This is a genomic window from Polaribacter sargassicola (assembly GCF_021991835.1).
GTDB lineage: Bacteria > Bacteroidota > Bacteroidia > Flavobacteriales > Flavobacteriaceae > Polaribacter > Polaribacter sargassicola.
The window spans coordinates 95384-107204 of sequence record NZ_JAHDAU010000005.1; the positions used below are offsets into that span (position 1 = coordinate 95384).

Annotated in this window: 9 protein-coding genes; 3 read left to right on the forward strand and 6 right to left on the reverse strand. The window is 28.6% G+C overall.

The annotated features are described in order from the left end of the window. Positions 1 to 92: 92 nt before the first annotated feature. Positions 93 to 1706 (reverse strand): CTP synthase, encoded by a 1614-nt coding sequence (gene pyrG / locus KI686_RS09570; protein WP_237589063.1) that lies wholly within the window; start codon positions 1704 to 1706, stop codon positions 93 to 95. A 227-nt stretch (positions 1707 to 1933) separates the two neighbouring features. Between pyrG and rpmH the strand changes: the two genes are divergently transcribed. Both rpmH and carB read left to right on the forward strand, forming a co-directional pair. Then, positions 1934 to 2095 carry a 50S ribosomal protein L34 gene (rpmH, locus tag KI686_RS09575; protein ID WP_026775082.1) on the forward strand — a complete coding sequence of 54 codons (162 nt, stop codon included), beginning with the start codon at positions 1934 to 1936 and terminating at the stop codon, positions 2093 to 2095. Between the two features lie 117 nt (positions 2096 to 2212). Further along, complete coding sequence (gene carB / locus KI686_RS09580) at positions 2213 to 5068, forward strand: carbamoyl-phosphate synthase large subunit (protein ID WP_237589064.1); 2856 nt, start codon at positions 2213 to 2215, stop codon at positions 5066 to 5068. A 204-nt stretch (positions 5069 to 5272) separates the two neighbouring features. Here carB and KI686_RS09585 read toward each other — a convergent pair whose 3' ends face one another. From KI686_RS09585 to KI686_RS09605, 5 genes are all read right to left on the reverse strand, one after another. Beyond that, positions 5273 to 5539, reverse strand: coding sequence for a hypothetical protein (locus KI686_RS09585; RefSeq protein WP_237589065.1), 267 nt, complete (start codon positions 5537 to 5539; stop codon positions 5273 to 5275). Positions 5540 to 5634: 95 nt separating this feature from the next. Then, the gene (secA, locus tag KI686_RS09590; RefSeq protein WP_237589066.1) at positions 5635 to 8979 is read right to left on the reverse strand and encodes a preprotein translocase subunit SecA; all 3345 of its coding nucleotides are present in this window, start codon (positions 8977 to 8979) and stop codon (positions 5635 to 5637) included. Positions 8980 to 9126: 147 nt separating this feature from the next. After that, positions 9127 to 9348, reverse strand: a complete 222-nt coding sequence (locus KI686_RS09595; protein ID WP_237589067.1) for a DUF2795 domain-containing protein — start codon at positions 9346 to 9348, stop codon at positions 9127 to 9129. Between the two features lie 171 nt (positions 9349 to 9519). Then, positions 9520 to 10092: a cob(I)yrinic acid a,c-diamide adenosyltransferase gene (locus tag KI686_RS09600; protein ID WP_237589068.1), complete on the reverse strand. Its 573-nt coding sequence runs from the start codon at positions 10090 to 10092 to the stop codon at positions 9520 to 9522. Between the two features lie 54 nt (positions 10093 to 10146). After that, positions 10147 to 10923 (reverse strand): O-methyltransferase, encoded by a 777-nt coding sequence (locus KI686_RS09605; RefSeq protein ID WP_237589069.1) that lies wholly within the window; start codon positions 10921 to 10923, stop codon positions 10147 to 10149. 91 nt (positions 10924 to 11014) lie between these two features. Here KI686_RS09605 and KI686_RS09610 point away from each other — a divergent pair, with 91 nt between their 5' ends. Continuing rightward, positions 11015 to 11815: a polysaccharide biosynthesis/export family protein gene (locus KI686_RS09610; RefSeq protein ID WP_237589070.1), complete on the forward strand. Its 801-nt coding sequence runs from the start codon at positions 11015 to 11017 to the stop codon at positions 11813 to 11815. Positions 11816 to 11821: the final 6 nt, after the last annotated feature.

Genomic DNA, 11821 nt, shown 5'->3' on the forward strand with positions numbered 1-11821 from the left:
AAATGCGACAAATGTTGTGAAAAAGCAGTTTTTTATCTTTTATGCTGCCTAATAATTTATATGCGTTATATAGTTCAATAAATGTTCCGTAATTATAATTGAGATTGCTTTAAAGCGGCTTTTATAAAATCTACAAATAAAGGATGTGGTTTTAAAACAGTACTTTTATATTCTGGGTGATATTGAACACCAATAAACCAAGGATGAGAAGGTATTTCTACTACTTCTACTAAGCCAGTTTTTGGGTTTATACCCGTTGCTTTCATACCAGCATTTTCAATTTGTTCTAAATAATCGTTATTAAACTCATAACGATGTCTATGACGTTCGCTAATATTTTCGGTTTGATAAGCATTATATATAGTAGAATCTTTTTCTAATTTACAATCCCAAGCACCTAAACGCATTGTACCTCCTTTTTCGGTAACGTTTTCTTGACTTTCCATTAAATTAATAACTGGGTGCTGAGTGTTTTTCTTCATTTCTGTAGAACTAGCATTTTCTAAATTTAAAACATTTCTAGAAAATTCTATAACGGCCATTTGCATACCTAAACAAATACCAAAGAAAGGAATGTTGTTTTCTCTTGCATATCTAACAGCTCTAATTTTACCTTCAATACCTCTATCACCAAAACCAGGAGCAACTAAAATACCATTAACACCTTTTAGCTTTTTCTCTGCATTTTTAGGTGTTAAACTTTCTGAGTGTACCCAACGAACCTTTACTTTTGTTTCGTTTGATGAACCAGCATGTATAAAAGCTTCTGTAATTGATTTATAAGAATCTTGTAACTCTATATATTTACCAATTAAAGCAATTTCTACCTCAGAAGTAGGATTTTTATGTTTTCTAACAAACTCATTCCAAACATTTAATTCGGGTTGTTTTTCTGTAGATAAGTTAAACTTTTTAAGAACAACTTCATCTAAACCTTCTTGTAACATTAAGTTAGGTACATCGTAAATAGTTTCTGCATCTATAGATTGTATAACATCTTCTTTTTTTACATTGCAAAATAAAGCTAGTTTACGTTTAATGTCGTCAGAAATTTCATGTTCTGTTCTACAAACTAATATATCAGGACTTACACCACTTTGCATCAACATTTTTACAGAGTGTTGTGTCGGTTTCGTTTTTAATTCTCCAGCAGCAGCTAAATAGGGTACTAAAGTTAAATGTATAACAATAGCATTTTCTTCTCCTTTTTCCCAAAGCATTTGTCTTACAGACTCTACGTAAGGTAAAGATTCTATATCACCAACTGTTCCTCCAATTTCTGTGATAACAATATCATAATCGCCAGTTTCACCTAAAATCTGGATTCTATGTTTAATTTCATCAGTAATGTGTGGAATAACTTGAACCGTTTTTCCTAAAAACTCTCCTTTACGCTCTTTATTTATTACTGATTGATAGATTCTACCTGTAGTAACATTATTTGCTTGACTAGTAGGAATGTTTAAAAAACGTTCGTAATGCCCTAGGTCTAAGTCTGTTTCTGCACCATCATCGGTTACATAACATTCTCCATGTTCGTATGGATTTAAAGTTCCTGGGTCTATATTAATATATGGATCTAATTTTTGTATGGTTACAGAGAAACCTCTTTGTTGTAGTAATTTAGCTAAAGAAGCTGCTATAATTCCTTTTCCAAGAGATGATGTTACACCTCCTGTTACAAAAACATACTTTGTATTATTCATGGTATTATTAGGTTTGCGCAAAAGTACTAACTCTAAAATTTGTGTCAAATAAAAAAAGTAAAAGATTTCTAAAATTCTGTGTTTTTATAGCTTTAAAAAATATTTTAATTTTTTTTCAAATACTATTTGTCATAAATAAAAACAGTTGTATATTTGCACACGCTTTTAATAAGGTGTAAATTGTTGAGCAATAAAAAAATAATACAAGACTTTTAAAAAAATATATAATGCCAAAAAGAACTTACCAACCGTCAAAGAGAAAGAGAAGAAACAAACATGGTTTCATGGAGAGAATGGCTTCTGCTAATGGTAGAAAAGTTTTAGCTCGTAGAAGAGCAAAGGGAAGAAAGAAGATTTCTGTTTCATCTGAAACTAGACATAAAAAATAAATGATTAACATTTGTTAATATATTGTTAGTATAAGGTGTTGCTTTTTGTTAGTAACACCTTTTTTTATACCCAAAAGCTAACTATTTTTGTAAAACTAAATAACACAATAACTTACAATGCCAAAAAGAAAAGACCTAAAATCAGTATTAATTATCGGATCTGGACCTATTGTTATTGGTCAAGCGTGTGAATTTGATTATTCTGGTTCACAATCTTTACGCTCTTTAAGAGAAGATGGGATAGAAACTATCTTAATAAATTCTAACCCAGCAACAATTATGACAGACCCTTCTATGGCTGATCATGTTTACTTGTTGCCTTTAACAACAAAATCTATAATACAAATTTTAAAAGAACATCCTCAAATTGATGCTGTTTTACCTACAATGGGAGGGCAAACTGCATTAAATTTATGTATTGAAGCGGATGATAAAGGAATTTGGAAAGATTTTGATGTACAATTAATAGGAGTAGATATTGATGCTATTAATATTACAGAAGATAGAGAGCAATTTAGAGAGTTAATGTTAAAAATTGATGTGCCAATGGCGCCTCAAGCAACAGCAACTTCATTTTTAAAAGGAAAAGAAATTGCTCAAGAATTTGGTTTTCCATTAGTAATTCGTTCTTCTTATACCTTAGGAGGAGCAGGTGCGTCTATTGTTTATGATCCAAAAGATTTTGATGAATTATTAAGTCGCGGTTTAGAAGCGTCACCAATACATGAGGTGATGATTGATAAAGCAATGATGGGATGGAAAGAATACGAATTAGAATTACTACGTGATAAAAACGATAATGTTGTTATTATCTGTTCTATCGAAAATATGGATCCGATGGGGATTCATACAGGAGATTCTATTACGGTAGCACCAGCCATGACACTTTCTGATAAAACTTATCAGAAAATGCGTGATATGGCAATAAAAATGATGCGCTCTATTGGAGATTTTGAAGGAGGATGTAATGTGCAGTTTGCTGTTTCTCCAGACGAAAAAGAAGATATAATTGCTATTGAAATTAATCCACGTGTTTCTCGTTCATCAGCTTTAGCTTCTAAAGCAACAGGTTATCCTATTGCAAAAGTAGCAACAAAATTAGCTATAGGTTATTCTTTAGATGAATTAGAAAACGGAATTACAAAATCTACATCAGCATTATTTGAGCCAACGTTAGATTATGTAATTGTAAAAATACCACGTTGGAATTTTGATAAATTTGAAGGTTCTGATAGAACTTTAGGTTTACAAATGAAAGCTGTAGGAGAGGTAATGGGTATTGGTCGTTCTTTTCAAGAAGCATTACATAAGGCAACTCAATCTTTAGAAATAAAGAGAAATGGTTTAGGTGCAGATGGTAAAGGATACACAGATTATAATCAAATTATAGATAAATTAACCAATGCAAGTTGGGATCGTGTTTTTGCTATTTACGATGCAATTGCAATGGGAATTCCTTTAAGTAAGATTTATGATATCACAAAAATTGATATGTGGTATTTAAAACAATATGAAGAATTGTTTCAATTAGAAAAGTTAATTTCTACTTATTCTATAGACACTATTCAAAGAGATTTATTACTTGAAGCAAAACAAAAAGGTTATGGTGATAGACAAATAGCACATATGCTAAGTTGTTTAGAAAGTGAAGTTTACACCAAAAGAGAAGAGTTAAAGGTACAACGTGTATTTAAATTAGTAGACACTTGTGCCGCAGAATTTAAAGCAAAAACGCCTTATTATTACTCTACTTTTGAAAACGAAATTGAAACTGCCAATGGAGAAATTGTAATAGCAAACGAAAGTGTTGTTACAGATAAAAAGAAAATAATTGTTTTAGGTTCTGGTCCAAATAGAATAGGACAAGGAATTGAGTTTGATTATTGTTGTGTTCATGGAGTTTTAGCTGCATCAGAATGTGGTTACGAAACAATTATGATTAACTGTAATCCAGAAACGGTTTCTACAGATTTTGATACTGCAGACAAATTATATTTTGAACCTGTTTTTTGGGAACATATTTATGATATTATTCGTCATGAAAAACCAGAAGGTGTTATTGTACAATTAGGAGGGCAAACAGCTTTAAAATTAGCAGAAAAACTTACTAAATACGGAGTTAAAATTATAGGAACTTCTTTTGAGGCTTTAGATTTGGCAGAAGATAGAGGTAGTTTTTCATCTTTATTAAAAGATAATAACATTCCTTATCCAGAATTTGGTATTGCAGAAACTGCAGACGAAGCTTTGGCTTTGGCAGATCAATTAAATTTTCCAATATTGGTAAGACCTTCTTATGTTTTAGGAGGGCAAGGAATGAAAATTGTTATCAATAAAGAAGAATTAGTATCACATGTTGTAGATTTATTACATAAAATACCAAATAATAAATTATTATTAGATCATTATTTAGATGGTGCAATAGAAGCAGAAGCAGATGCTATTTGTGATGCTGATGGAAATGTATACATTATAGGTATTATGGAGCATATAGAACCTTGTGGAATACATTCTGGTGATTCTAATGCAACTTTACCTGCCTTTAATTTAGGTGAATTTGTGTTGCAACAAATTAAAGATCATACACATACAATTGCAAGAGAATTAAAAACTGTAGGTTTAATAAATGTTCAGTTTGCTATTAAAGATGATGTTGTGTACATAATAGAAGCAAACCCAAGAGCGTCTAGAACTGTACCTTTTATAGCAAAAGCATACAAAGAACCGTATGTAAATTATGCTACAAAAGTAATGTTAGGTCATAATAAAGTTACAGATTTTGATTTTAATCCACAATTAGAAGGTTTTGCAATTAAGCAACCAGTATTTTCTTTTAATAAGTTTCCTAATGTAAATAAGAAACTAGGACCAGAAATGAAATCTACAGGAGAGAGTATCTTATTTATTGATAGTTTAAAAGATGATGAATTTTATAACTTATATTCTAGACGTAAAATGTATTTGAATAAATAAAATTTGATAATTATAAATAAAAAAGCATCTAATTAATTTTAGATGCTTTTTTTATGCGTAATAAAATTAATAGATTTTATATTTTAATTGTAGTTTATTAATTTCTGATTGAAAGTTGAAGTTAACTTTAGAAATGGCTATTTGATATTCACTTTGTATCACTGAAAATTGATGTTCATATTCAGTATTAAGAAGATTAACTTCTTATTGATATTTATTTTTGTATAAAATCTTTTTTAAATCATTAGAAGCATATTTGCTTTTTAAAACGTTTAATGATTTTTTTAAATTATAGGATAATCTATTTATTTTTTTGTTTGTAATATAGCTTAAACTATCTGTTTCGTTTTTTATTTTAAATTCTAGAGCATTATAGTCCTTTCTATATTTAATTATTTTTTTAGATTGAGAATATCCAAGCGAAGAAACTAAAATACCTATAACTAATAAAATATTTTGTAATTTTTTCATAGTTAGTAATTTATGTTAGGTCTAAAATACAAAAATCTGTTTAGAAAATATCTAAACAGATTTTATTTTTAATTTCTATAAAAATAAGTTTTATTTTAATTGTTCACTAAAACCCATTCTCCTTTTTCAATTAAAGGAATTGCTTGTTTAAATTTAACTTCTTTTTCTTCACCACTCATTACATTTTTAATTGTAACTCGTTCGTTTCTTCCAATTTTTGGTTGATCACGTACAATTGTTTCTACTGTTTCTGCTTTTTGTTGTTGACGAGAATTTTCAATAGCTTGTTCTGTAGAGTTTTGTACATCTTCTTTACTTGTATTTAAACGCTCTCTTTTTTGTTGTTGAGCTTCAGATATTTGTGTTCTGTCTTGCGCAGGTAGTTCTCCTTTAAATAAGAAAGATAAAACTTCTTTATTTATTTCATCTACGGTTTGCTTAAATAATTCAAAAGCTTCAAATTTATAGATTAATAAAGGATCTTTTTGTTCATAAGAAGCATTTTGTACAGATTGTTTTAAATCATCCATTTTACGTAAATGATTTTTCCAATTTTCATCAATAATAGCTAAAGTAATATTTTTTTCAAAATCTGTAATTAAGCTTTTTCCTTCACTTTCATAAGCATCTTTTAGGTTTGTAACAACTTGTAAAGATTTAATTCCATCTGTAAAAGGCACTACAATTCTTTCGTATCTATCACCTTCATTTTCATAAACTTCTTTAATTACAGGATAAGCTAAAATAGCATTTCTTTCTATTCTGTTCTTATAATGTTCTGCAACAAAATCATAGAGTTTATCTATTAATTCTTTTTCTGATAATTTATTAAATTCATCTTCAGAAAAAGGAGAAGTCATAGAAGAGAAGCGAATCAATTCAAACTCAAAGTTCTGAAAATCTTTTGAAGCTTTATTTGTATTAATTATAGATTCGCAAGTATCATAAATCATATTTGCAATATCTACTTTTAAACGTTTACCATCTAAAGCATGACGTCTTCTTTTGTATACAAACTCACGTTGAGAGTTCATAATATCATCATATTCTAATAATCGTTTACGAATACCAAAGTTATTTTCTTCTACCTTTTTTTGAGCTCTTTCAATAGATTTGGTAATCATAGAATGCTGAATTACTTCACCTTCTTTTAATCCCATTTTATCCATCATTTTGGCAATTCTATCAGAACCAAATAGACGCATTAAATTATCGTCTAATGCTACGTAAAATTGACTAGAACCAACATCACCTTGTCTACCAGCACGACCTCTTAACTGTCTATCTACACGTCTAGAATCATGACGTTCTGTACCTATAATTGCTAAACCACCGGCTTTTTTAACTTCGTCGGATAATTTAATATCTGTACCACGACCAGCCATATTTGTTGCAATAGTAACAACACCAGGTTTACCAGCTTCTGCAACTACATCTGCCTCTCGTTTGTGTAATTTTGCATTTAATATATTATGAGGTATTTTACGCATTTGTAACATTCTACCTAATAATTCTGATATTTCTACAGAAGTTGTACCAACCAAAACAGGTCGGTTTTGAGCAACTAATTTTACAATATCTTCTATAACAGCATTGTATTTTTCTCTAGCTGTTTTATAAACTAAATCTTCTTTATCGTCTCTTTGAATTGGTTTGTTAGTAGGTATTTCTACAACATCTAATTTGTAAATTTCCCATAACTCACCAGCTTCTGTAATCGCAGTACCTGTCATACCAGAAAGTTTGCGATACATTCTAAAATAGTTTTGTAATGTAACAGTAGCAAAAGTTTGAGTAGCATCTTCAATTTTTACATTTTCTTTTGCTTCAATTGCTTGGTGTAATCCATCAGAATAACGACGACCATCCATAATACGTCCCGTTTGTTCATCAACAATCATAACTTTATTATCCATAACAACATACTCAACATCTTTTTCAAAAACAGTGTATGCTTTTAATAGTTGATTCATTGTATGAATACGCTCGCTCTTTATGCTAAAATCTTTGTAAAGTTCTTCTTTTTGAGATGTTTTTTCTTCAGCAGTTGCATCAGAATTGTCAATTTCTCCAATTTTTACACCAATATCAGGTAAAACAAAGAAAGTATCATTTTGTGTTTTTTCAGATAAATGAGCAATTCCTTTATCAGTTAAATCTATCTGATTATTTTTTTCTTCTACAACAAACCATAAATCTTGGTCTACCTCTGGCATTAACTTATTGTTATCTGCCATGTAATAGTTTTCTGTTTTTTGTAAAATTTGTTTGATACCTTCTTGAGATAAAAATTTAATTAAGGCTTTATTTTTAGGTAAACCTCTATAAACTCTTAGTAATAAAAAGCTACCTTCTTTTTCATTACCTTCTGCAATTAATTTTTTTGCATCAGCTAAAACACCTACTAAATGTTTTTTTTGTAGAGATACAATATCTGCTACTAATGGTTTTAATTCTGTAAACTCATGTCTGTCTCCCTGTGGTACAGGACCAGAAATAATTAAAGGAGTTCTGGCATCATCTATTAAAACAGAATCAACTTCATCAATAATAGCGTAATTTGGTGCTCTTTGCACTAAATCATCTTTAGAGTTTGCCATATTATCACGTAAATAATCGAAACCAAACTCATTATTTGTACCGTAAGTAATGTCTGCATTGTATGCTTTTCTTCTTGCATCAGAATTAGGTTGATGATAATCTATACAATCTGTAGAAAGACCGTGAAACTCAAAAATTGGTCCCATCCAAGCTTTATCACGTTTTGCTAAATAATCATTTACAGTTACAACATGTACACCGTTACCGGTTAAGGCATTTAAATAAACTGGTAAGGTAGATACTAGAGTTTTTCCTTCACCAGTCATCATTTCTGCTACTTTACCTTGATGTAAAACAGATCCACCTATTAACTGAACATCATAATGTACCATATCCCAAGTAACAGGTTTACCTGCTGCATCCCAAGAATTAGCCCAATAAGCTTTGTCGTTTTCTAAAGTAACATTATCTCTTTCGGCAGAAATTTCTCTATCAAAAGGCGTTGCAGTAACTTCAATTTCTTTATTTTTTACAAAACGCTTTGCTGTTTCTTTTACAACGGCAAAAGCTTCTGGCATTATTTGTAGTAATGTTTCTTCAGATATTTTATAAGCTTCATCTTTAAGAGTGTCTATTTCTGAATAAATATCTTCTTGACGATCAATATCTGCATTTTTTGCTTCGTCTTCTAAAGCTGTAATTTTATCGTTAAGCTCTTTAGTAGCTGTTTTAATTCTATTTTTAAAATCTATTGTTTTTGCTCTTAACTCGTCGTTTGTAAGTTTAGAGAATGCTTGTTCAAACTTTTTAACATCTTCTACTACAGGTTGTAATCCTTTTAAATCTTTTTGCTGTTTATCACCTACAAAAAGTTTAATTACTGAATTTAAAATATTCATTTATATGTGTGTTTTTCAGTTATTTATATAACTGTGTTAATTTAATTAAAAATCAAGTTTTATCAACTAAAATAAAATACTTTCTTAATTAAGAGAAAAACAAAAAAAAAGCCTCCTTAGAGACTTTGTATTTAGTGTTTTATTTATTTAGTATTCATCCTCATTCCAAAGATAATCATCTTCGGTAGGATAATCTGGCCAAATTTCAACAATTGAGTCATATGCATCACCTTCATCTTCTATGTCCTGTAGGTTTTCTACAACTTCTAAAGGAGCTCCAGTTCTAATAGCATAATCAATTAATTCGTCTTTACTTGCTGGCCAAGGCGCGTCTGCTAAATATGATGCTAATTCTAATGTCCAATACATTTCTTAATGTTTAATTTTGTGCAAAAATAATTTTTTTACTGAATTATACAAGTCTTTTTTAAGAAATTTACTATTAAGTAAAATTTAAAATTTAAAATAGCCTGTAAACTAATGTTTTATATGGATGTTTTAAATTTAATTTTTAGTTTAAATCGATAAAAAAAGAACGTGTTATTTTTTTTGAGGAATCCATTTAATCTCCTCTACTGATAAGTCTTTAGACAACTTTCGTGCCAATACAAAAAGAAAGTCAGAAAGTCTGTTTAAATATATTATAATAGTATCATTTATTGTTTCAAGATCGTTTAGTTTAACAGAAAGACGCTCAGCACGTCTGCAAATACATCTTGCAAGATGACAGAATGACACTGTTTGATGCCCACCAGGAAGAATAAAATGAGTCATTTTAGGAAGCTCTTGCTCCATTTTATCAATTTTTTCTTCTAAAACAGAAATAGATTCAGTATCAATTTTAGGAATGTTTAATCTTTCTTTTCCATTTTTTAAAATTTCTTTTTCTGTAGGTGTAGCTAATATTGCGCCAAGTGTAAACAAATCATTTTGAATTTTTAAAATTGTTTTTTTTATAGATTCATCAATTTCTTGATCCTTAATTAATCCAAGATAAGAGTTTAATTCGTCTATGGTACCATAAGTTTCTATACGTAAATTGTATTTTTTTACTCTAGTACCTCCATATAAAGAGGTTAAACCCTTATCGCCGGTTTTTGTATAAATTTTCATGTAAAAGAGATATAATATTTAACAAATTTACAAAGTTTAATATTTGGTAAAATATTAAACTCTAATTTTAAAATGTTCTTTAGCTTGTTCTTTCCTAAAAAAAACAATTCCGAAATGAAAAACATCTACTGTAACAGTTACTTTATTATGTTTTTTTATTTCTATCCATGCTTGTTTCATTTCATCACTCCAATAAATATCATCAAAAATCCAAACAGAATTATTATTGGTTGTTTCTAAACAAGTTTCAAAATAATGTAATGTTGATGTTTTGGTATGATTACCATCAAAATAAATAAAATCAAACTTATTATTTTTTACTGTTTGAGGAAGTGTTGTTTTAAAACCTCCAGTTATAATATTTATTTTATCAAATTTATTGTTGATAAATAAATCATTAGCGATTTTACTTGTTTCAGTACAACCTTCTAGAGTTGTAATTAAGGCATTCTTATTTGCAATTTTTATAGCAGAAGTTCCTAAACCTATAGAAGTACCAATTTCTAAAATATTAGTAGGTTTAAAATAATCTACTATTTTAATTAAAGTTTTTGCTTTCTTACTACTTATACCTGCTATTTTGGCAATTTTAGATACTTTTCTTTTATTTGATTTAAAAACTTTTGAACCAGAACCAAAATCAGTGACTTTTATTACTTTTTTGTTTTCTAATAATTGTTGTTTTACTTTTTTAAAACGATCCCAAAGTTTATGGTTCTGTTTAGTATAAAAACATTTAGTAGTTAAATTATAAATAAAAGGGGAGTGAACTCCGTGTTGGTTGGTCGATTTTAAAAGAAAGTATAGATATTCTATTATGGGATGATTCATACATATTAAAAAAAACGAAAGTAAAATATTATTATAAGAAATCACTTTTAAAAAAGTATATTTGTCACTATTTCAAAGATTATTTTAAAAAATGAAAAAATACCTTTTGTTATTATTCGCTATGTTTTTAGTTTTTTCTTGTGTTCCTAATAAGGATTTAATTTATTTACAAGGTAATCCCATAAAAAAAAATGAGATTAAGAGAATTAACAATATACCCTATAAATTACAAGTAGATGATATGTTAAATATTGATATTAAGTCTGATGATATGGAACTTGTATCAATATTTCAAAAACAAGTTAGTAGTAGTACTAACTTACAGCAAAATATAAGTCAAGGTTTTGAATCTGGATCAAGTTATTTTTTTGATTACAGTATTGATAGTTATGGAAATATAAGGATGCCAACTCTTGGAGAAATTAATGTTTTAGGATACACTATTTTAGAGGTTCGAAAAAAAATAGAAAATGAACTTAAAAAATATATAAAATCAGAAAAAAATGTTTTTGTATCTGTAAAATTATCAGGGATAAAATATACAATAATTGGAGAAATAAATAATCCAGGCCCAAAAATTATTGCACAAAATAAAGTTTCTATTATTGATGCTATTGCTAACTCGGGTGATATTACAACTGTAGGTAATAGAAGAAAAGTAGAAATTATTAGAAATTCAGTTACAGGAACAGAAAAATTCTACATAGATTTAACAAATGTAAATGCATTTAATTCAGAAGTGTTTTATATTAAACCTAACGATATTATAAATATAATTCCTTTAAAACAAAAGTCTTGGGGTGTTGGTACAACAGGGCTTCAAACTTTTTCTGCAATAATATCTGCTTTTACATTATTAACTTCTACTTTTATTCTAGCTAAAAGTTTATAATTATTT